Origin of the sequence: Thalassorhabdomicrobium marinisediminis, assembly GCF_003072065.1 — a bacterium.
Classification (GTDB): Bacteria; Pseudomonadota; Alphaproteobacteria; order Rhodobacterales; family Rhodobacteraceae; genus Octadecabacter; species Octadecabacter marinisediminis.
Genome location: NZ_QCYG01000005.1, coordinates 81814 through 102386 on the forward strand (window position 1 = coordinate 81814; position 20573 = coordinate 102386).

General features: G+C 64.3%; 18 protein-coding genes, 1 tRNA gene and 1 pseudogene. 15 read left to right on the forward strand and 5 right to left on the reverse strand.

The window, feature by feature from the left end:
• Positions 1-47: 47 nt before the first annotated feature.
• The 6 genes from DC363_RS08560 to DC363_RS08585 all read left to right on the forward strand — a co-directional run bounded on the left by DC363_RS08560 (position 48) and on the right by DC363_RS08585 (position 6115).
• The gene (locus DC363_RS08560; protein WP_108640739.1) at positions 48-1337 is read left to right on the forward strand and encodes a homoserine dehydrogenase; all 1290 of its coding nucleotides are present in this window, start codon (positions 48-50) and stop codon (positions 1335-1337) included.
• A 121-nt stretch (positions 1338-1458) separates the two neighbouring features.
• Complete coding sequence (gene glpX, locus DC363_RS08565; RefSeq protein ID WP_108640740.1) at positions 1459-2418, forward strand: class II fructose-bisphosphatase; 960 nt, start codon at positions 1459-1461, stop codon at positions 2416-2418.
• Positions 2419-2545: 127 nt separating this feature from the next.
• On the forward strand, positions 2546-4306 hold the full coding sequence (gene recJ, locus DC363_RS08570; protein ID WP_108640741.1) for a single-stranded-DNA-specific exonuclease RecJ: 1761 nt from the start codon (positions 2546-2548) through the stop codon (positions 4304-4306).
• A gap of 75 nt (positions 4307-4381) precedes the next feature.
• A tRNA-Glu gene (locus tag DC363_RS08575) sits at positions 4382-4456 on the forward strand.
• Positions 4457-4551: 95 nt separating this feature from the next.
• A complete protein-coding gene (locus DC363_RS08580; RefSeq protein WP_108640742.1) occupies positions 4552-5214 on the forward strand; it encodes a lysoplasmalogenase family protein in 663 nt (220 codons plus the stop codon).
• A gap of 82 nt (positions 5215-5296) precedes the next feature.
• Positions 5297-6115 (forward strand): bifunctional allantoicase/(S)-ureidoglycine aminohydrolase, encoded by an 819-nt coding sequence (locus DC363_RS08585; RefSeq protein ID WP_108640743.1) that lies wholly within the window; start codon positions 5297-5299, stop codon positions 6113-6115.
• Positions 6116-6140: 25 nt separating this feature from the next.
• On the opposite strand, the gene bhcR is transcribed toward DC363_RS08585, so the two are convergent.
• Entirely contained in the window at positions 6141-6989 is an 849-nt protein-coding gene (gene bhcR, locus DC363_RS08590; protein WP_108640744.1) for an HTH-type transcriptional regulator BhcR, read from the reverse strand.
• A 162-nt stretch (positions 6990-7151) separates the two neighbouring features.
• On the opposite strand from bhcR, the gene bhcA reads away from it, so the two are divergent.
• From bhcA to bhcD, 4 genes and pseudogenes are all read left to right on the forward strand, one after another.
• Complete coding sequence (bhcA, locus tag DC363_RS08595) at positions 7152-8318, forward strand: L-aspartate--glyoxylate aminotransferase BhcA (RefSeq protein ID WP_108640745.1); 1167 nt, start codon at positions 7152-7154, stop codon at positions 8316-8318.
• Positions 8319-8345: 27 nt separating this feature from the next.
• Complete coding sequence (bhcB, locus tag DC363_RS08600; protein WP_108640746.1) at positions 8346-9296, forward strand: beta-hydroxyaspartate dehydratase BhcB; 951 nt, start codon at positions 8346-8348, stop codon at positions 9294-9296.
• Between the two features lie 12 nt (positions 9297-9308).
• Complete coding sequence (gene bhcC, locus DC363_RS08605) at positions 9309-10475, forward strand: 3-hydroxy-D-aspartate aldolase BhcC (RefSeq protein ID WP_108640747.1); 1167 nt, start codon at positions 9309-9311, stop codon at positions 10473-10475.
• Positions 10476-10563: 88 nt separating this feature from the next.
• Positions 10564-11529 (forward strand): annotated as a pseudogene (bhcD, locus tag DC363_RS08610) (iminosuccinate reductase BhcD).
• Positions 11530-11605: 76 nt separating this feature from the next.
• Here bhcD and DC363_RS08615 read toward each other — a convergent pair.
• Genes DC363_RS08615 through puuE form a run of 3 tightly spaced genes read right to left on the reverse strand, consistent with a single transcriptional unit; the run spans position 11606 to position 14998 of the window.
• Positions 11606-13054 carry a uracil-xanthine permease family protein gene (locus DC363_RS08615; RefSeq protein ID WP_108640748.1) on the reverse strand — a complete coding sequence of 483 codons (1449 nt, stop codon included), beginning with the start codon at positions 13052-13054 and terminating at the stop codon, positions 11606-11608.
• Positions 13055-13112: 58 nt separating this feature from the next.
• Positions 13113-13595 carry an ureidoglycolate lyase gene (locus tag DC363_RS08620; RefSeq protein WP_108640749.1) on the reverse strand — a complete coding sequence of 161 codons (483 nt, stop codon included), beginning with the start codon at positions 13593-13595 and terminating at the stop codon, positions 13113-13115.
• Positions 13592-14998 carry an allantoinase PuuE gene (gene puuE / locus DC363_RS08625; RefSeq protein WP_108640750.1) on the reverse strand — a complete coding sequence of 469 codons (1407 nt, stop codon included), beginning with the start codon at positions 14996-14998 and terminating at the stop codon, positions 13592-13594. The genes DC363_RS08620 and puuE overlap by 4 nt, the downstream gene beginning before the upstream one ends.
• 142 nt (positions 14999-15140) lie before the next feature.
• On the opposite strand from puuE, the gene uraH reads away from it, so the two are divergent.
• The gene (gene uraH, locus DC363_RS08630; protein WP_108640751.1) at positions 15141-15494 is read left to right on the forward strand and encodes a hydroxyisourate hydrolase; all 354 of its coding nucleotides are present in this window, start codon (positions 15141-15143) and stop codon (positions 15492-15494) included.
• On the opposite strand, the gene DC363_RS08635 is transcribed toward uraH, so the two are convergent.
• A complete protein-coding gene (locus tag DC363_RS08635; RefSeq protein ID WP_108640752.1) occupies positions 15479-16411 on the reverse strand; it encodes a LysR family transcriptional regulator in 933 nt (310 codons plus the stop codon). The genes uraH and DC363_RS08635 overlap by 16 nt on opposite strands.
• Before the next feature lie 106 nt (positions 16412-16517).
• On the opposite strand from DC363_RS08635, the gene DC363_RS08640 reads away from it, so the two are divergent.
• From DC363_RS08640 to DC363_RS08655, 4 genes are all read left to right on the forward strand, one after another.
• The gene (locus DC363_RS08640) at positions 16518-17753 is read left to right on the forward strand and encodes a urate hydroxylase PuuD (RefSeq protein WP_108640753.1); all 1236 of its coding nucleotides are present in this window, start codon (positions 16518-16520) and stop codon (positions 17751-17753) included.
• A 137-nt stretch (positions 17754-17890) separates the two neighbouring features.
• Complete coding sequence (locus DC363_RS08645) at positions 17891-18799, forward strand: metal ABC transporter substrate-binding protein (protein WP_108640754.1); 909 nt, start codon at positions 17891-17893, stop codon at positions 18797-18799.
• Positions 18796-19710 (forward strand): manganese/iron ABC transporter ATP-binding protein, encoded by a 915-nt coding sequence (locus DC363_RS08650; RefSeq protein ID WP_196778401.1) that lies wholly within the window; start codon positions 18796-18798, stop codon positions 19708-19710. The genes DC363_RS08645 and DC363_RS08650 overlap by 4 nt, the downstream gene beginning before the upstream one ends.
• Positions 19707-20555, forward strand: a complete 849-nt coding sequence (locus DC363_RS08655; RefSeq protein ID WP_108640755.1) for a metal ABC transporter permease — start codon at positions 19707-19709, stop codon at positions 20553-20555. The genes DC363_RS08650 and DC363_RS08655 overlap by 4 nt, the downstream gene beginning before the upstream one ends.
• Positions 20556-20573 lie beyond the last annotated feature (18 nt).

Here is a 20573-nt window from a genome sequence, read left to right on the forward strand (position 1 = left end):
GGCGGCAGGCTAACAGGCTGCAACTTCTCGTATAAGGATCGCGCGTTATGACATCTCCCCTTCGTCTTGGCATTGCCGGCCTTGGAACCGTTGGCGTCGGTGTGGTGCGGATCATCCAGCAACAGGCTGACCTGCTGGAATTGCGCACCGGGCGCCGGATCGAGATTTCCGCCGTCTCCGCCCGCACCCGCGACAAGGATCGCGGCGTGGACCTGTCGGATTACGCCTGGGAAGACGATCCAGTGGATCTGGCCCGCCGTGACGACATCGACCTGTTCGTGGAACTGATGGGCGGCGACGCTGGGCCAGCCAAGGAGTCGACCGAAGCCGCACTTGCGGCGGGCAAGGACGTGGTGACCGCGAACAAGGCGATGCTTGCCCATCACGGTCAGGCGCTGGCCGAGACCGCCGAAGCCGCGGGCCGGGTGATCCGCTATGAAGCTGCCGTCGCGGGCGGCATTCCGGTGATGAAAGCGCTCACCGAAGGGCTTGCGGGGAACGAGATCAGCCGCGTCATGGGGGTGATGAACGGCACCTGCAACTACATCCTGACGCAGATGCAGGCCACCCGGCAGGGCTATGACGCGCTTTTTGCCGAGGCCGACAAGCTGGGCTACCTCGAAGCCGATCCCAATCTGGACGTGGGCGGCATCGACGCGGGCCACAAACTGTCGCTGCTGGCCTCGGTCGCCTTCGGGACGCAGGTGGATTTTGAGGCGGTGGCGCTGGAAGGCATCCAGTCGGTCACGCTTGAAGATATCGACGCCGCCGCCGACATGGGCTACCGGATCAAGCTTCTGGGCGTGGCGCAGATCACCGGACGCGGGTTGGAGCAGCGCATGTCGCCCTGCCTCGTGCCCGCGAATTCGCCCCTGGGCCAGCTTGAGGGCGGCACCAACATGGTCGTGATCGAAGGCGACAGCGTGGGCCAGATCGTCCTGCGCGGTGCGGGTGCGGGCGAAGGCCCGACAGCCAGCGCGGTCCTGTCCGACGTGATCGACATCGCCCGCGGGCTGCGGCTGCCGACCTTCGGCCAGCCCGCGACCACCCTGCGCCGGGCCCGTGCGGCCACGGCGGCGGTGCCCGCGCCCTATTACCTGCGGATGCAGCTTCTGGACAAGCCGGGCGCGCTGGCCAAGGTGGCGGCGGTTCTGGGCGATGCGGGCGTGTCGATCGACCGGATGCGCCAATACGGCCACGCAGACACCTCGGCGCCGGTGCTGATCGTCACCCACAAGGTCACCCGCACCGCGCTGGATGAGGCGCTGGAGGCGATGGAGACCACCTCGGTCGTCGAAGGCACGCCGGTTGCGATCCGCATCGAAGAGGTCGACTGAGGCCGAGATGCCCGGACAGGACAACGGGGGCGCAATTCGCCCCCGCCCGTTAGCGCTTACGGTGTTGCACCTGCCCGACGGCAAGGGGTAAGCCCGTGGTGACTTACAAAGGACCAGACCGATGCCCAGCCAAGACTTCAACGACCGCATGCTTTCCTTGGGCCTTGCCCGCGTCTCCGAGGCCGCAGCCCTCGCCTCGGCCACGCTGATCGGGCGGGGCGACGAAAAGGCCGCGGATCAGGCCGCGGTGAACGCCATGCGTGAACAGTTGAACAAGCTCGACATCGCGGGCGTCGTGGTGATCGGCGAAGGCGAGCGGGACGAAGCACCGATGCTGTTCATCGGCGAGGAAGTGGGCTCGGGCAAGGGGCCGGGCGTCGATATCGCGCTGGACCCGCTGGAAGGCACGACGCTGACCGCCAAGGACATGCCCAACGCGCTGACCGTGATCGCCATGGGCCCGCGCGGTTCCATGCTCCACGCGCCCGACGTCTATATGGACAAGCTGGCCATCGGCCCAGGGTTCCGCGATGGGGTGGTGACGCTGGACATGTCCCCCGCCGAGCGGGTGTCGGCGCTGGCGGCGGCCAAGGGCTGTTCGACGCAGGACATCACCGTCTGCGTGCTGGAACGTCCGCGCCATGAAGAGACCATCGCGGAAATCCGCAGCACCGGCGCGGCGATCCGGCTGATCACCGACGGCGATGTGGCGGGTGTGATGCATTGCGCCGATGCCGAAACCACAGGAATCGACATGTATATGGGCAGCGGCGGCGCGCCCGAAGGCGTGCTGGCGGCGGCGGCGTTGAAATGCATGGGCGGGCAGATGTACGGTCGGTTGCTGTTTCGCAACGACGCCGAGCGCGCCCGCGCCAGCAAGGCCGGGATTACCAATTTCGACCGGGTCTATACCCGCGACGACATGGTGACCTCGGATGTGATCTTTGCCGCGACCGGCGTCACCGATGGCTCGCTTCTGGCGGGCATCAAACGCGAACCGGGCTTCCTGACCGCCGAGACGATCCTGATGCGGTCAAAAACGGGGTCGGTGCGGCGCATGACCTATCGCAACCCGATCTGACGCCCGATCTGACGATCGGCGCCTGCGGCGGGCGGGGGCGCACCTGCGGTGTGCCCTTTCAGGTATTTGTGAACCAGAGAAGCGAGGCGGGGCGCTTCCCCCGCCGCGGGAGAGAGGGCGGTGAGCGATGACACAGACCTTGCGGCGGGCGTTCCTTAACGTCGACAGTTCGGCCACTGGCCGGCGGTGGGTTGGCCCGAGCGTTGAGGAAGATCGCCTGTCCGAAGCCATGGCGCAGGACACGGGGCTGCCCTTGCCGGTGTGCCGGACGTTGGTGCGGCGCGGTGTTCCCTCGGGCGAGGCGGCGGCGTTCCTCGCCCCCACCCTGCGGGCGCTGCTGCCCGACCCCCGCAGCCTCAAGGACATGGCCCCGGCGGCGGAGCGCATCCTCGCCGCCGCCACGGGTCGCCAGCGGATCGCCATTTTCGCGGATTATGACGTGGACGGGGGCACCTCGGCCGCCTTGTTGTGCGACTGGCTGCGGTTCTTCAACCTGACGCCGACGCTCTACGTGCCCGACCGGATTGACGAGGGCTACGGCCCGAACGAGGTCGCCATGGCCGAGCTGGCACGGGGCCATGACCTGATCATCTGCGTCGATTGCGGCACCCTGTCCCACGGGCCGATCGCCGCGGCCAAGGGCGCGGATGTGGTCGTGCTCGATCACCATCTGGGGGGCGAGACCCTGCCCCCCGCGCTGGCCGTGGTGAACCCCAACCGGCAGGACGAAACCGGCGATCTGGCGCATCTGTGTGCGGCGGGGGTGGTGTTCCTCTGTTTGGTCGAGGCCAATCGCCAGCTGCGCGAGGCTGGCGGCAAGACACCGGACCTCATGGGCCTGCTGGATCTTGTGGCGCTGGGCACGGTGGCCGATGTGGCGCCACTTGTGGGGGTGAACCGGGCCTTCGTGCGGCAGGGGCTGACGATCATGGCGCGGCGACAACGGGTGGGGCTTGTGGCCCTGTCCGACGTCGCGCGGATGGATACGGCGCCGACCTCCTACCACCTTGGCTTTCTGCTGGGGCCACGGGTCAATGCCGGGGGCCGGATCGGCAAGGCGGATCTGGGCGCGCGGCTTCTGTCCTGCACCGACCCCCATGAGGCCAAGGCCATGGCGGACCGGCTGGACCAGCTCAACACCGACCGGCGCGAGATCGAAACCCAGGTGCGCGAGATGGCGCAGGCCCAGTGCGAGGCGCGCGGCACCGACGGGCCGCTGGTCTGGGCGGCGGGCGAAGGCTGGCATCCGGGCGTGGTGGGCATCGTCGCCTCACGTCTGAAAGAGGCCACCAACCGCCCCGCCATTGTGATCGGTCTGGACGGGGACGAGGGCAAGGGCTCAGGCCGCTCGGTCGCGGGCATCGACCTTGGCGCGGCGATCCAGCGGTGCGCCGCCGAAGGGCTGTTGCTCAAGGGTGGCGGGCACAAGATGGCGGCGGGGCTGACCGTTGCCCGCGACAAGCTCGAACCCGCGATGGCGCGCCTGTCGGAATTGCTCGCCAAACAGGGCGCGGGCGACATCGGGCCGGCGGACCTCAAGGTCGATGGCCTGTTGATGCCCGGCGCGGCCACGGTCGAGCTGATTGAGCAGATCGAACAGGCCGGCCCCTTTGGCGCCGGCGCCCCTGCCCCACGATTCGTCTTTCCCGATTGCACGATCCACTACGCCAAGACCGTGGGCGCGAACCACCTCAAGGTGACGTTTGGCGACGGAATCAGCGCCCGCATCGATGCCATCGCCTTCGGCGCGCTGGACGGACCGCTCGGCCCCATGCTGCAAGGACACAACGGGGCGCGGTTTCACCTTGCCGGACGGCTGGAAATCAACACTTGGCAGGGCCGCCAGCGCCCGCAACTGCGGCTCGAGGATGCGGCACCGGCGTCGTAGAAAAAATCTTTGAAAATAGTGAAAAATCCCCTTGCGCCCGTCGGGGAGTTTTCCTAAACAGCCCTCACCAAGAGCGGTCCCTTCGTCTATCGGTTAGGACGCCAGGTTTTCAACCTGGAAAGAGGGGTTCGATTCCCCTAGGGACTGCCACTTGGGATTTTCCGGACATTGCTGAACACGTGCCAATGCGGCCACCGCCACGCGGTTTGCTTTTGCGCACCCGTGGGGGTTAGACCGGCGTCGTGATGATCCCTTTGCTTCTTGTCGTCTCGACGCTTTGCGCCCTGTGGTACGGGGCGGTTTTCGTGCATCGGCGCGACAGCCTGACGCGCAGTGTGGTCAAGACCGGCGCGGTGGGGGCGTTGACGGGGGTGAGCCTTTGGGCCGGTCTGCCTGTGTTGCTCAGCCTCGCGCTTTTTCTGGGGGCCTGGGGCGATGCGGCCCTGTCGCGGCGGGGTGGTCGGGCGTTTCTGCTGGGGCTTTCTGCCTTCCTGCTGGGCCATCTCGCCTATGTGCCGCTGTTGCTCGAAACCGGCGCGGGGGTCGCGGTGCTGTGGCAGGCCCCGTGGCGCGCGGGGCTGCTGGCGCTGATGTGCCTCTTGGCCGGGGCGCTCTTGCGCTGTGGCCTGACCGACCTTGGCCGGATGCGCGGGCCGGTCTGGCTTTACAGCGGAGTGATTCTGCTCATGGGGGGTGCCGCGCTGACGCTCCCCGTCATCTGGCCCGCGACGCTTGGCCTGATCGGGGCGCTGGCGTTCATCGCCTCGGACGCCCTCCTTGGTCTGGAGCTGTTCGGCCCGCCCCGTGGCCCGCGCGTGACGTGGTGGCGGGCGACGACGCTTTGGGCGCTGTATTGGGGCGGGCAGCTTTGCCTTCTGCTGTCGTTTCTGCTGCCGCCGCCTGCGTGACCGAGCATTATCAATCTTTTCAATTGAGTGTTTAGGCACCGCCACCCCTAGGCCCCGCCCACCGGTGGGCTATGGTGGTCCCATGAAAAAGCCAGTGTATTACGCCCCGCATGGCGGCCACCCGCCGCAAACGCAGCTTCTGACGGACCGCGCGATCTTCACCGACGCCTATGCCGTCATTCCAAAGGGCACGATGCGCGACATCGTGACGTCGAACCTGCCCTTCTGGGACAAGACCCGCGCGTGGATTTTGGCGCGGCCGCTGTCGGGCTTTGCCGAAACCTTCAGCCAATACATTGTCGAAGTCGCCCCCGGCGGCGGCACCGAGCAGCCCGACACCGACCCGGACGCGCAATCGGCGCTTTTCGTGGTCGAGGGCGGCGCGACGCTGACCATCGACGGAGAGACCCACGAGCTGACCGAAGGTTCTTTCGCCTATATCCCCGTGACCGCCGAATGGACCCTGCGCAACGACACGTCGTCCGACTGCCGGTTCCACTGGATTCGCAAGGCTTATGAGTGGGTTGAGGGAATCGACGCCCCGCCCGCGCTGGTCACCAACGACGCCGACGTCACCCCGACCGAGATGCCCGACACCAACGGCGCTTGGGCCACGACGCGTTTCGTCGACCCGGCGGACATGCGCCACGACATGGCGATCACCATCGTGACCTTCCAGCCCGGCGGCGTGATCCCGTTTCTGGAAACCCACGTCATGGAGCACGGGCTTTATGTGCTGGAAGGCAAGGCGGTCTATAACCTCAACAACGACTGGGTCGAGGTTGAAGCCGGCGATTTCATGTGGCTGCGCGCCTTCTGCCCGCAGGCCTGTTATGCCGGTGGGCCGGGGCCATTCCGCTATCTGCTGTATAAAGACGTGAACCGGCACCCGGGCCTGTAAGACCAGCCCCGATGCACGCAGCCCCTCAACCCTGAGCCGCGCCGCCCAGAGCGGCGGTGAGCGCGGCGGCCTCGTGCCGGACCTGCGCGCCGATCTCGTCGATACGATCGTCGGTGATCCGCGCCACAGGACCCGAGATCGACAGGCCGGCGATGGCCTCTCCGAAGACGTCGAACACGGGGGCGGCGATACAGCGCATGCCGATGTTTTTCTCTTCCCCGTCAAGGGCATAGCCGCGATCCCTTGTGACCTCGGCATCGGCGATCAGCGCCTCGGCCGTGGTCAGCGTGTGTTCGGTGAACCGCTCGACCCGCCGCGCCGACACCATACGTTTGATCTGTGCCGCGCTGCGCTGCGCCAGAAGCGCCTTGCCGATCCCCGAGGCATGCATGGGTGACAGGGTGCCGGGCGGAAAAAAGGCGCGGATCGCGTGGTCGGTTTCCGCCTGACTGAGGAACAGCACGTCATGCCCCTTGGCCACGCCAAGGTTCGCGGTCTCGCCCGTCGCCTCCATCAGGCGCCGCAGGAACGGGCGCGCGCGCTCAACCAGCGAGGTGCCGCGCAGAAACTTCGCACCGGTCAGGAAGGCCCCCGCCCCCACCGACCAGACCTGCCGCGTCTCATCGAAGGTGGCGAAGTCGTGGGATTGTAGGGTGGTCAGCACGCGGTAGAGCGTCGCCGGGGATTGGTCGAGGTCGGCCGCAAGCTCGGTCAGTGTCGCCTCTTCCAGATCACCCAGCCGTTGCAGGATCACAAGCGCCCGATCCAGCGCCTTGATCGTGTTCTGTTCGGTCTTGTCATGCCACGCCTTGGGCCGCCCCCGCGCCCGCGTCGCACCGCCCGCAGGGACGGTCGTTTTCTCGGCTCTTTGCACGGAACCCTCCAGTTTCTGAAAATATTTTTTACGATATGAAAAACTTAACTCGTTGACAAGGTTGGCCTTTCCCACATTCCCGCCACCCCATGCAGGCAATTCGAAAAAATTGATTGGGCTGATCGGGCGGCCTAGACCAAGGGTAACACGAAAGGACACCCCATGAGCTTTCAGAACCCCGTTTTTATTCCCGGCCCGACCAATATGCCCGAAGCGGTGCGGCAGGCGTGCTATATGCCAACGATCGACCACCGCTCTTCCCTGTTCGGTGAGATCCTGCACCCCGTGCTTGAGGGCGTGCAGCGGGTGCTGAAATCCGACAGCGCGCACATCTTCATCTTCCCCTCCACCGGCACCGGCGGCTGGGAAACGGCGCTGAGCAACTGTCTGAGCCCCGGTGACAAGGTGCTGGCGGCCCGCAACGGCATGTTCTCGCACCGCTGGATCGACATGTGCCAGCGCCACAAACTGGACGTGACCGTGGTTGAAACCCCTTGGGGCCACGGCCTGCCCGCCGACCGCTATGAGGAGATCCTCAAGGCCGACAAGGACCACGAGATCAAGGTCGTGCTCGCCACGCACAACGAGACCGCGACGGGCGTGAAGTCCGATATTGCCGCTGTGCGGCGTGCGCTCGACGCGGCGAACCACCCGGCGATGCTTTTCGTGGACGGCGTGTCATCCATCGGGTCGATGGATTTCCGTTTTGACGAATGGGGCGTCGATGTCGCCGTTACCGGCTCGCAAAAAGGCTTCATGCTGCCCGCTGGGCTGGCCATCGTCGGCTTTTCTGACAAGGCGATGAAGGCGACCGAGACCGCCACCCTGCCGCGCACCTTCTTCGACGTGGCGGACATGCAAAAGGGTTATGACAACAACGCATTCCCCTACACCCCCCCCGTGGGGCTGATGAACGGGCTGCGCCTGTCGCTGAAATTGCTTGAGGACGAAGGGCTGGAAAACGTCTTCGCCCGCCACACGCGCATCGCCACCGGCGTGCGCCACGCGGTCAAGGCCTGGGGGCTGGAGCTGTGCGCCGCCTCGCCCGAGGTTTATTCCGACACGGTTTCGGCGATCAAGACGCCCGAGGGGTTCAACGCCACCGATATCGTCACCCGCGCGGCGGACACCTATGGCATGGCCTTCGGCGTGGGGCTAGGCGAGGTCGCGGGCAAGGTCTTCCGGATCGGGCATCTCGGCTCGCTCACCGACGCGATGATGCTCTCGGGGCTGGGTGTGGCCGAGATGGTCATGGTAGACTTGGGGCTCGACATCAAACTCGGCTCCGGTGTCGCCGCCGCTCAGGAATTTTACCGGCGCGGCGTCTGACCGCCCGCCGCTTCAAGGAAAGACGCCATGTATATTCCGACCTATCAGGACATGCTCGACGCCCACGACCGGATCAAGCAGCACATCCGCGTCACCCCGGTGCGGGTGTCCGACTACCTCAATGAGCTGACCGGCGCGCAGCTGTTCTTCAAATGCGAGAACTTTCAGGAACCGGGCGCCTTCAAGGTGCGTGGCGCCTCAAACGCGGTGTTCGGGCTGGACCATGAGCAGGCCAAGAAAGGCGTCGCAACCCATTCCTCGGGCAACCATGCGTCGTGTTTGAGCTACGCTGCCATGCTGCGCGGCATCCCCTGCAACGTCGTCATGCCCCGCACCGCGCCGCAGGCCAAAAAGGACACCGTGCGGCGCTACGGCGGCAAGATCACCGAGTGCGAGCCTTCGACCACCTCGCGCGAGGAGACCTTCGCCAGGGTGCAGGCGGAAACCGGCGGCGATTTCGTCCATCCCTACAACGATCCGCGGGTGATCGCAGGGCAAGGCACCTGCGCGCGGGAGTTCATGGAGCAGACCGACGGGCTGGACATCGTCGTGGCCCCCATCGGCGGCGGCGGCATGATTTCGGGCACCTGCCTGACGCTGGCGACGCAGGCCCCCGAGACGCAGATCATCGCCGCGGAGCCTGCGCAGGCCGACGACGCCATGCGCAGCTTCAAGGCCGGTCACATCATCGCCGACGACGCGCCAAAGACCATCGCCGACGGCTTGTTGGTGCCGCTGAAGGACCTGACGTGGCACTTCGTGTCGAACCATGTGACCGACATCCTCACCGCGTCGGAGGAAGAGATCGTCGACGCGATGAAGCTTACCTGGAAGCACCTGCGCATCGTGATGGAACCCAGCAGCGCCGTGCCGCTGGCTATCATCCTCAAGAACAAGGACCGGTTCGCGGGCAAGCGGGTCGGCATCATCATCACCGGCGGGAATGTCGATCTCGACAGACTGCCATGGCTTACGTGAAGGACAAAGATCATGAACAAACATGCGAATCTTGACACCTATGAAGTCGGCTTCGACATCCCCGCCAAACCCGGCATGGACGAAGCGGACATCCAGACCCCCTGTCTGATCCTCGACCTCGACGCGCTTGAGCGGAACGTCAAGAAAATGGGCGACTACGCCAAGGCGCACAACATGCGTCACCGCGCCCACGGCAAGATGCACAAATCCGTCGACGTGCTGAAGCTGCAGATGGAACTGGGCGGCGCCGTTGGCGTCTGCTGCCAGAAAGTCTCCGAAGCCGAGGTCTTCGCCCGCGCCGGCATCAAGGAAATCCTTGTGTCCAATCAGGTGCGCGACCCCGCAAAGATCGACCGTCTGGCCAATATGCCCAAGGTCTCGGGCGGCGAGGTGATCGTCTGCGTCGATGACGTGGACAACGTGGCGGACCTCTCAGCGGCGGCAAAAAAGCACGGCACCGAGCTGGGCGTCTTCGTGGAAATCGACTGCGGCGCGGGCCGTTGCGGCGTGACCACGACCGAAGCGGTCGTCGAGATCGGCAAGGCCGTGCGCGACGCCGAGAACCTCACCTTCCGCGGCATTCAGGCCTATCAGGGCGCGATGCAGCACATGGACAGCTTCTCGGACCGCAAAGCCAAGCTTGACGCGGCCATCGCCCAGGTCGAAGACGCCATCGCAGGCTTGAAAGCCGAAGGCATCAGTTGCGATCTGGTTTCGGGCGGCGGCACGGGGTCCTATTATTTCGAAAGCAATTCGGGCGTTTACAACGAATTGCAGTGCGGCTCTTACGCCTTCATGGACGCGGACTATGGCCGTATCCTGGATGAGGATGGCAACCGCATTGACGCGGGCGAGTGGGAGAATGCCTTCTTCATCCTCACCAGCGTCATGAGCCACGCAAAGCCCGACAAGGCCATCGTGGACGCGGGCCTCAAGGCGCAATCCCTCGACAGCGGGCTGCCGCTGATCTACGGCCGCGACGATGTGGAATATGTCAAATGCTCCGATGAGCACGGCGTGGTCTCGGACCCGAAGGGGGTGCTGAAGATCAACGAAAAGCTCAAGCTGGTGCCCGGCCACTGCGACCCGACCGCGAACATCCACGATTGGTATGTGGGCGTGCGGGGTGGCAAGGTTGAGGTGGTCTGGCCCGTCAGCGCCCGCGGCAAGGCTTACTAAGGCCCGCCTGCTGGCACAGGTTCTCTTGATCCAACCAACAGGGGGGCGAGCGCAGGTTCGCCCCCTTTCTCATTGAAAAGGAAACAGAATGTATATCGTTCCCGAAGCCGCGATTGCGGATATCCTCACCCGTGACGACGCCTTCGCCGCCGTCGAACAGGTCTTCGCCGCCATGTCAGCCGGCGACGCCTACAACTTCCCCGTCATCCGCGAAGCCATCGGCCATGAGAATGCGCTTTACGGCTTCAAGGGCGGCTTTGACGGCAAGGGCATGGCGCTGGGGCTCAAGGCGGGCGGCTATTGGCCCCACAACCTCGAAAAGCGCGGGCTGATCAATCACCAGTCCACCGTCTTCCTGTTCGATCCGGACACCGGCAAGGTCGCGGCGATGGTGGGCGGCAACCTGTTGACCGCTTTGCGCACCGCCGCCGCGTCCAGCGTCTCGATCAAGCATCTGGCGCGCAAGGATGCCCGCGTCATGGGTATGATCGGGGCGGGCCATCAGGCCAAGTTCCAGCTCCGTGCCGCCCTTGAGACGCACAGCTTCGACAAGGTAATCGGCTGGAACTATCACCCCGAGATGCTGCCCAGTCTGGCCGAAGTCGCCGCTGAATTCGACCTGCCCTTCGAGCGGGTCGAGCTTGACGGCATGACAGAGGCGGACGTGGTGATCTCCATGACCTCCTCCTTCGATCCGATCTTCGGCACGGCGCATATCAGCCCCGGCACCCACGTGGCCTGAATGGGCACCGACACCGTGGGCAAGCAGGAATGCGACGCCGATCTGATCGTTGCGGCCACGGTCTTCACAGATGAGGTCGCGCAGTCGATCACGCTGGGCGAAGCACAGCACGCGGTGAAGGCAAGACGGAAGGCGAAAGAGGACATTTACGAGATCGGCGCGGTGATCAACGGCACCCACAAGGGGCGCACCTCGGATGATGAGATCACCCTGTTCGACGGCACCGGCGTGGGCCTGCAGGACCTTGCCGTTGCGGCCAGCATCGTTGAGGTCGCCAAGGCCACGGGGATCGGGCAAGAGGTCGATTTCTAACCCTCCCCCCCGTTCGCGCAAACGCAAGCCCCCGCAGATCGCTCTGCGGGGGCCTTTTGTTTGGTCCGGATCAGGATCAGACGTTGGCGGCGCTTGCCTCGGCCTTGCCCTTCAACCCGGTGCCGTGGCCCGACAGCCCGCCCGAGACGTCCTCGGTCGCCTCGCTGGCCAGCTCTTCCGGCAGGATCAGGTTGAGGACGATCGCGAGGAAGGCTGCGGGCAGCAGACCGCTGGTCATCAGGATGCGCGCTGTGTCGGGCAGACCTGCGACGGCGGCCGGCTCAAGCTGCAAGCCCAGCCCGATCGACAGCGAGATCGCGAAGATCACCATGTTGCGGCGGTTCCAGATCACGTCGGAGAGCATCGAGATACCCGCCGCGACGACCATGCCGAACATCACGATCACGCCACCGCCCAGCACTTCGATCGGAACCGTGCGGATCACGCCGCCCACCTTGGGGATCAGACCGCAGATGATTAGGAAGATCGCGCCGAAGGTCACGACGTGGCGGCTCATCACCCCTGTCATGGCGATCAGGCCGACGTTCTGGCTGAACGAGGTGTTGGGGAAGCCGCCGAAGATACCGGCCAGCGCGGTGCCGAAACCGTCGGCATAGGTGGCGCCGGTGATTTCGTCGTTGGTCGCCTCGCGACCCGCGCCACCTTTGGTGATCCCCGAGACATCGCCCACCGTTTCAATGGCCGAGATAAAGGCCATCAGGCAGAAGCCGATGATTGCCGCGGCCGAGAACTCGAACCCGTATTTGAAGGGCTGCGGCAAAGCAAAGGCTGCGGAATTCTGCCACGACCCGGTGACGGCGGACCATTCCAGAATGCCCACGCCCAGCGAATAGAAGTAGCCCACGATGATGCCAAGCAGCACCGCCGAGACCGACAACATGCCCTTGGTGAAGAACTTCAGCCCCAGCGTGACAACGATCACAACAAGCGCCGCGGACCAGTTCAGAAGCGAGCCGTATTCAGGCGTGCCTATCGCCGGAACGCCACCGGCGGCGTATTGGATGCCGACCTTGACCAGCGCAAGACCGATCATCGTCACCACCAGCCCGGTTACCAGCGGCGGAAGCGCAAAGCGAATCTTGCCGATGAATAGGCCAAGGAACGCGTGGAACAGGCCGCCGATGATCACCCCGCCGAACAAGGCGGCCAGTCCGTCGACCCCTTTGCCGGCCACCAGCGGGATCATGATCGGGATGAAGGCGAACGAAGTGCCCTGCACGATGGGCAACGCCGCGCCCACAGGGCCCAGCGTGATCGTCTGCAGCAGCGTCGCGACACCGGCAAACAGCATCGACATCTGGATCAGATAGAGCAGTTCCGGAAAATCGGGGCTGTTTGAGCCGAAGCCGAAGCCCGCCGCCCCGGCCACGATGATCGCCGGGGTCACGTTGGATACGAACATCGCCAGCACGTGCTGGATGCCCAGCGGCACCGCCTTGTGAAGTGCTGGCGTATAGTTGGGGTCGCGGAGCTGCTCCGGCGTCCCGAGTGAATGATCAGTCATCAATGTCTTCCCTTTGCGTTGCTTTTTGATGTGTTACCCGTCTTTTCGCGGGCTTGGATTACGATACGACGACGTAAGGATCGTCGAACCAGTGCTCTTCCAGATTGGCCCCCTCGCCTATCCGGTCGATCACGGCGAACTGCCCCGGTGCATGCAGCGGAGTCAGGACGCCATGCCATATGTTGCGATGCAAATTGATCGCCTGTCCAGATTTAGTTATGAACGCGCGCAGATTTGCAGGCGTGCCGTCCGCATCCTCGGCCACGATCACCAGAAAGGGATGTTCGCTCATCGGGATGAACGCCTGGCTGCCGTCCGGATGCCGCTCGACCATGTCGACCGTATAGGGCAGCGCGCGCGGCTTGGCCTTGAACAGGCTGATGCCCGCGCGCCCGGCGTTGAAGTCCAGTGTGGCCCGATCATGAAACCGCCCGCACATGCCCTGATTGATCAGCTTGTCGGGATCGCCGGAACAGTCCAGCAGATCCCCGAACGGTGCGAAAGCCTCGGGCGTGAGCGGGGCGAGTTTCAGTTGAGTCATGCAAAATGGTCCTTCAGGCGAAGTTCGGCAATCCGTTCCACCTGACGGCAGGCGGTGTCGAACTCGGTTTCCGTGTCATGGTCGATCCGGGTGCGGAAGGCCTCCATGATGCCGGGCTTGCTGTGGTCCCGCACGGCGATGATGAAGGGAAATCCGTGCTTTTCAACGTATTGCGCGTTGAGGCTCTGGAAGGTTTCGCGCTCTTCGTCGGTCAGTTGGTCCAGACCTGCGCCCGCTTGCTCCGACGTGCTTTCGGCGGTCAGGCGTCCAGCGGCGGCGAGTTTTCCGGCCAGATCGGGGTGCGCGGTCAACACGCCAAGGCGTTCGTCGTGGCTGGCGCTGCGGAACATGCGGGAAAGCGCGGAATGAATGCCCGTGGCGGTGTCATGGGTCGGCCCCAGCCCCAGATCGTAGGCCCGCTCGGCGATCCAGGGGGAATGCTCGAAGATGCTGCCGAAGGTCTCGACGAAGGTCGCCTTGTCCATCTGCGAGGGGCGGTTCCAGCGCACCGGCGGATGCTCCGCCGCCCAGTGATCGGCAATCTCTTCGCGGGTGGCGAACCAAACGCCTTCATGGCTGTTGGCATAGTCGATGAACTGTTGCAGCGCCTGCGCGCGACCCGGACGGCCCACCAGACGGCAATGCAGACCGATGGACATCATCCGCCCGCCCTCGGCGTAGAGCACATCGAAGGTCGCCTTGAGGTAGTCGAGGAACTGCGCGGGCGCGTTGAACCCCTGCGGCGTGGCGAAGCGCATGTCGTTGCAGTCCAGCGTATAGGGCACGATCAACTGGTCGCGCTCGCCCACTTCAATCCAATAGGGCACATCGTCCGCATAGGCGTCCGCGATATATTTGAACGCGCCGGTTTCGGCGGCCAGCTCGATCGTGTTCTCGGACGAGCGGCCGGTGTACCAGCCCTTCGGCGCTTGGCCGGTGACTTCGGTGTGCAGGCGGATGGCCTCGGCGATCTGCTCGCGCTCCATCTGGGGCGTCATGTCCTTGTGCTCGATCCACTTCAACCCGTGCGAGGCAACCTCCCACCCCGCGTCGAGCATCGCCTTGACCTGCTCGGGCGCGCGCGCCAGCGCGGTGGCCACGCCGTAAACCGTCACCGGCAGGTCTTTCAGCATCCGGTGCAGGCGCCAGAACCCGGCGCGGGCGCCGTATTCGTAGATCGATTCCATGTTCGCGTGCCGCTGCCCGGGCCATGGGGCCGCGCCCACGATCTCCGACAGGAACGCCTCAGAGGCGAGGTCACCGTGCAGAATGTTGTTCTCGCCCCCCTCTTCGTAGTTCAGGACGATCTGCACGGCGATGCGCGCCCCGCCGGGCCAGTTCGCCTCGGGCGGGGTGGCGCCGTAGCCGGTCATGTCGCGTGGATATTTGGCAGTTTCAGTCATATCGGTCCCATTTTCGTTGTAGGCACGATAGACGAAAAACCGCGCCCGGATTTACAGGTATTTCTTGAAAGAGTGTAAAACTACCCGCGTTTGCGTTGTGATTGGTTTCGCCGCAGATAAGATGACCAAAAGGAGAATGTCTATGTCCGGATATCTGACCACCCATGTTCTTGACACCGCACGCGGCGTGCCCGCCCAAGGGATCAAGATTGAGCTGTATCGCCTTGATGGTGAGCGCACCCTGATCGCCGAGACCGAAACCAATGACGACGGGCGCACCGACAGCCCGATCCTGCCGCAGGACGGGTTCGAAACAGGCCGGTATGAGCTTGTCTTTTTCTGCGGTGAATACCTCGAATCCCACGGTCTGGCCGCCGGAGACTTGAAGTTTCTTGACGAAATCCCGATCCGCTTCGCCATGGACGACGGGGCCGCCCATTACCACGTGCCGCTGTTGCTCTCACCCTATGGCTACAGCACCTATCGCGGCAGCTGAACGCTGTCCTGCGCGGCCTTCACGGCCGCGCCGATTCGGCTGGTCATGAAATCCATGAACAGCCGGGTTTTGGGATCCTGCCGGCGACGGTGGGTGTAAAGACAGGCCATCTGCACCGGCACCGGCGGGGTCTGTTCGGCCACCGGCACAAGCCGTCCGGCGTTGAGGTGGTCGGCCACCTCAAACACAGGCTTGAGGATGATCCCCTCACCGCTCAACGCCCAATCGGTGAGCACGTCGCCATCGTCGCATTCATAGCGCCCGCCGACGCGGAACTTCTGCGGGCCGTCAGCGGTCTGCAAACGCCACTGGAACTCCGGCGCGCCGGGATAGCGCAGGTTCAGACACTGGTGATCCTCGGCGATCAGCGCGGCCCCGTCCTTGGGGTTGCCGCGCTTCGCGATATAGTCCGGCGCGGCCACCAACACCCGTTCGCAATTGGCAATCTGCTTGATCCGCAGGTTGCTGTCCGCAGGTTCGCCCAGAAAAAAAGCGATATCCAACCCCTCGGTCGTCAGATCCACGTTCCGGTCCGTGAGCCGCAAGCGAATGTCGATCAACGGATATTCGCCGGCAAACTCGGGCACGCGCGGCGCGATCAGCCGCCGCCCGACACCCAGCGGCGCGGCCACGTAAAGCGACCCCTTGGGATTGTCCGTGATCCCCGCCACATGGCCTTCGGCCGCGTCCACAGCCTCAAGCACCGCCACGGCCCCGGTATAGAAGGCGCGCCCTTGCTCGGTCGCGGTCAGGCTGCGGGTGGTGCGCTGGAACAGCCGCACGTTGAGGTGTTCCTCAAGCGAGGAGATCCGCGACGACGTCACCGCAGGCGAAATCCGAAGATCCCGCCCCGCCGCGGACATGCTGCCAAGTTCATAGACGCGCACGAATGTTCTGATATTTTCCAGATAGGACATTGTTTGGCAATTCTTGATAGAGCGTAGCTTTACGCCGGAATAGCAAAGGAAAGCCGCGATGGATAGAGTGGCCGAAAACCAGAACGCACTCTGAGGGAGAGACCCCATGTTCGACGCCGTAATTCTCTGGGACTGGATCGCGTTTTCCGTCCGCTGGCTGCACGTGATCACGGCGATGGCCTGGATCGGGGCCTCGTTCTATTTCATCGCGCTGGACCTAATGCTCAAGCCCAACCCCGCCTTGCCCAAAGGTGCCAGCGGCGAGGAATGGGAGGTGCACGGGGGCGGATTCTATCACACAATCAAATACATGGTCGCGCCCGAGAACATGCCCGAGCATCTGACATGGCACAAATGGCAGTCCTACAGCACCTGGCTGTCGGGCGCCGCACTGCTGATGATCATCTACTGGGTCGGCGGTGAAATTTACCTGATCGACACGGCCAAGGCGGATCTGGCGCTGTGGCAGGGCATCCTGATCTCGGCCGGATCGCTGACCATCGGGTGGCTGGCCTATGACGCCATGTGCAAATCCAAGCTGGCCGAGACGCCGACGCTGCTGATGTTGCTGCTGTTCATCATCCTTGTGATCATGTCCTGGGGCTACAACCAGATCTTTACGGGCCGCGCGGCACTGCTGCATCTGGGGGCCTTCACCGCGACGATCATGACCGCGAACGTCTTCTTCCAGATCATGCCCAACCAACGCATCGTGGTCGAAGACCTCAAGGCCGGGCGCACGCCGGATGCGAAATACGGCAAGATCGCCAAGGTGCGCTCGACCCACAACAACTATCTGACCTTGCCGGTCGTGTTCCTGATGCTGTCGAACCACTACCCGCTGGCCTTCGCGACGGAATACTCGTGGATCATCGCCTCGCTCATCTTCCTGACGGGCGTCACCATCCGGCACTATTTCAACACCATGCACCGCACGGGCTCCGGTCCGCACTGGACATGGGCCGTGACCGTTCTGCTGATGATCGTGATCGCATGGCTCTCGACTGCGAACATGTGGGACAGCTATGAGGATGCGGAAGCCCGCGCCCTCACCCCCTATGAGCAGACCTTCGCGCAAGCTGAGGGCTTCGACGCGGCGCACAACGTGGTTCTGGGGCGCTGCTCCATGTGCCACTCGCGCGAGCCGTCTTATTCCGACAGCCTGCTCTGGGCGCCGCGGGGCGTGCTGCTGGACACCCCTGCCGACGTCGCCCGCAACGCCCGCGCGATCTATGTGCAATCGGGCGTGAGCCACGCCATGCCGCCAGCCAACCTCACCGCGATGACCGACGAAGACCGCGCCACCATCGTGCGCTGGTATCGCAACGCGGGCACCTACTAGCATCCTATCGCCCATCGGCCGCCGTGCCCCGCCCCGCCCCCGTGCAAATTTCTTTCTTGCGAATAATTCTCATTTGCATTGACATCCGGTGATCGGCCCCCATAACTCTTCCGGGACAGCACCGGAGGTTTTTAACTATGTCGATCCGCAGCCCCCTTCTTGCAGCCCTCGCCGGGGTGGCATCCGCCACCCTTCTGCCTGCAACACTGCTTGCCGCCGACGACGCCAATGATTTCAAGGTGGTGACGACCTTCACCGTAATCGCCGACATGGCCCGCAACGTGGCCGGTGACGCGGCGACCGTGGAATCGATCACCCGTGCGGGCGCGGAAATCCACGGCTACCAGCCCACCCCGCGCGACCTTGTGCGCGCTTCCGGGGCCGACCTGATCCTGTGGAACGGCCTCAACCTCGAGCTCTGGTTCGAGCAGTTCATCGACAACCTCGGCGTGATCCCTTCGGCCACGATCTCGGACGGCATCGACCCCATTTCGATCCGCGAAGGCAGCTATGAGGGGCTGGCCAACCCCCACGCCTGGATGAGCCTGGATAATGCGCTGATCTACATCGACAATATCACCGCTGCTCTGTCTGAACATGATCCCGAAAACGCCGCGACCTATGCGGCCAACGCGGAACGCTACAAGGAAGAACTGACCGCCACCATTGCCCCCCTGCGCGACCAGATCGCCGAGGTGCCCGAGGACAAGCGCTGGCTGGTGACCTGCGAAGGCGCGTTCAGCTACCTCGCGCGGGATTTCGACCTGAAAGAGGCTTACCTCTGGCCGATGAACGCGGACCAAACCGGCACGCCACAACAGGTGCGCAACGTCATCGACACGGTGAAGACAAACGACATTCCGGCGGTGTTCTGCGAAAGCACCGTCAACACCGACCCCGCGCAACAGGTCGCCCGTGAAACCGGCGCGGCCTATGGCGGTGTGCTCTATGTGGACAGTCTCTCGCTCGCGGATGGGCCGGTGCCGACCTATCTGGACCTGCTGCGGGTCACGACCGAAACCATCGTTGAAGGGCTGACCCGATGAACCCTCCACCACTGGCAGACCTGCCCCCACCCGCCCCGCACCAGACCGACAAGAATCAGGCTGGACTTTATGCGGACGGGCTGACGGTGACCTACCGCAACGGCGTGACCGCGCTGCGCGACGCGAGCTTTGCCATCCCCCGCGGCACCATCGCGGCGCTGGTGGGCGTCAACGGCGCGGGGAAATCCACCCTGTTCAAGGCGATCATGGGCTTTCTGCCCGCCGCGCGGGGCGAGATCGGCGTGCTGGGCCAGACCGTGAAACAGGCCATCAAGGCGGGCATCGTGGCCTATGTGCCGCAGGCGGAAGAGGTGGACTGGTCCTTTCCGGTGCTGGTCGAGGACGTGGTGATGATGGGCCGCTACGGACACATGGGTCTGCTGCGGCGGCCCGCAGCGGCCGATCATGAGGCCGTGACCAACGCGCTGGCCCGTGTCGGCATGTCCGACTTCCGCGACCGCCAGATTGGCGAGCTGTCGGGCGGGCAGCGCAAACGGGTCTTCCTGGCCCGCGCGCTGGCGCAGAACGGTCAGGTGATCCTGCTGGACGAGCCCTTCACCGGCGTCGACGTGCAGACGGAAGAGGCCATCATAAACCTGCTCAAAGAGCTGCGCGACGAAGGCCGCGTGATGCTGGTGAGCACGCACAACCTCGGCTCTGTGCCGGAATTCTGCGACCAGACCGTGTTGGTCAAGGGCACGGTGCTGAACTTCGGCCCCACCGAGGAGGTGTTCACCAAGGACAACCTCGAAGCGGCCTTCGGCGGCGTGCTGCGCCACTTCGTGCTGGGCGGCGCGGACCTGCACGACGACGACGACGAACGCAAGGTGACGATCCTGACTGACGACGAACGCCCCTTCGTGATCTACGACGACCAGACCCGGACGACCGGCCCGAAAGGGGACACATGATCTGGCTGGAACCCTTCACCTATGGCTTCATGGTCAACGCCATGTTCGTCTCGGCGCTGGTGGGCGCGGTCTGCGCCTTTTTGTCGTGCTACCTGATGCTCAAGGGCTGGTCGCTGATCGGGGATGCGCTGTCGCATTCCATCGTGCCGGGGGTTGCGGGGGCCTACATGCTGGGCCTGCCCTTCGCGCTGGGGGCCTTCCTCTCGGGCGGGTTGGCGGCGGGGGCCATGCTGTTCCTCAACCAGCGCACGGGGCTGAAAGAGGATGCGATCATCGGCCTCATCTTCACCAGCTTTTTCGGGCTCGGCCTGTTCATGGTCAGCGTCTCGCCGGTCGCGGTGGACGTGCAGACGATCATTCTGGGCAACATCCTTGCGATCACCCCCGCCGATACGCTGCAACTGGCGATCATCGGGGTCGTCAGCCTTCTTATCCTGCTGGCGAAGTGGAAAGACCTTATGGTTGCCTTCTTTGACGAAAACCACGCGCGGTCCATCGGCCTGCGGCCCGAGCGGTTGCGGTTCTTGTTCTTCGTTCTGCTCTCGGCCGCCTGTGTCGCTGCCTTGCAGACCGTGGGCGCCTTTCTGGTGATCGCCATGGTCATCACGCCGGGGGCTACGGCCTACCTTCTGACCGACCGGTTCCCGAAACTGCTGGTGATCGCGGTGACCATCGGCGCGCTGTCGAGCTTCATCGGCGCCTATGTGTCCTACTTCCTCGACGGGGCGACCGGCGGCATCATCATCTGCTTGCAGACGGTGGTTTTCGCGGCGGCTTTCGTCTTTGCCCCCAAACACGGGCTGATCGCCAGCCGGCGACGCGCAGCGGAGGCTTTACGTGGCTGATCTTCTCCTCCCCTTCCA

What these genes read in the sequence shown, in the direction of transcription:
- DC363_RS08580 (WP_108640742.1), top strand. Translation starts at nt 4,552, where the DNA reads ATGATCCCTTTGCTTCTTGTCGTCTCGACGCTTTGCGCCCTGTGGTAC.
- recJ (WP_108640741.1), top strand. Translation starts at nt 2,546, where the DNA reads ATGACACAGACCTTGCGGCGGGCGTTCCTTAACGTCGACAGTTCGGCC.
- DC363_RS08585 (WP_108640743.1), top strand. Translation starts at nt 5,297, where the DNA reads ATGAAAAAGCCAGTGTATTACGCCCCGCATGGCGGCCACCCGCCGCAA.
- DC363_RS08635 (WP_108640752.1), bottom strand. Translation starts at nt 16,411, where the DNA reads ATGTCCTATCTGGAAAATATCAGAACATTCGTGCGCGTCTATGAACTT.
- puuE (WP_108640750.1), bottom strand. Translation starts at nt 14,998, where the DNA reads ATGACTGAAACTGCCAAATATCCACGCGACATGACCGGCTACGGCGCC.
- DC363_RS08645 (WP_108640754.1), top strand. Translation starts at nt 17,891, where the DNA reads ATGTCGATCCGCAGCCCCCTTCTTGCAGCCCTCGCCGGGGTGGCATCC.
- glpX (WP_108640740.1), top strand. Translation starts at nt 1,459, where the DNA reads ATGCCCAGCCAAGACTTCAACGACCGCATGCTTTCCTTGGGCCTTGCC.
- bhcA (WP_108640745.1), top strand. Translation starts at nt 7,152, where the DNA reads ATGAGCTTTCAGAACCCCGTTTTTATTCCCGGCCCGACCAATATGCCC.
- uraH (WP_108640751.1), top strand. Translation starts at nt 15,141, where the DNA reads ATGTCCGGATATCTGACCACCCATGTTCTTGACACCGCACGCGGCGTG.
- DC363_RS08560 (WP_108640739.1), top strand. Translation starts at nt 48, where the DNA reads ATGACATCTCCCCTTCGTCTTGGCATTGCCGGCCTTGGAACCGTTGGC.
- DC363_RS08620 (WP_108640749.1), bottom strand. Translation starts at nt 13,595, where the DNA reads ATGACTCAACTGAAACTCGCCCCGCTCACGCCCGAGGCTTTCGCACCG.
- bhcB (WP_108640746.1), top strand. Translation starts at nt 8,346, where the DNA reads ATGTATATTCCGACCTATCAGGACATGCTCGACGCCCACGACCGGATC.
- DC363_RS08650 (WP_196778401.1), top strand. Translation starts at nt 18,796, where the DNA reads ATGAACCCTCCACCACTGGCAGACCTGCCCCCACCCGCCCCGCACCAG.
- bhcC (WP_108640747.1), top strand. Translation starts at nt 9,309, where the DNA reads ATGAACAAACATGCGAATCTTGACACCTATGAAGTCGGCTTCGACATC.
- DC363_RS08640 (WP_108640753.1), top strand. Translation starts at nt 16,518, where the DNA reads ATGTTCGACGCCGTAATTCTCTGGGACTGGATCGCGTTTTCCGTCCGC.
- DC363_RS08655 (WP_108640755.1), top strand. Translation starts at nt 19,707, where the DNA reads ATGATCTGGCTGGAACCCTTCACCTATGGCTTCATGGTCAACGCCATG.
- DC363_RS08615 (WP_108640748.1), bottom strand. Translation starts at nt 13,054, where the DNA reads ATGACTGATCATTCACTCGGGACGCCGGAGCAGCTCCGCGACCCCAAC.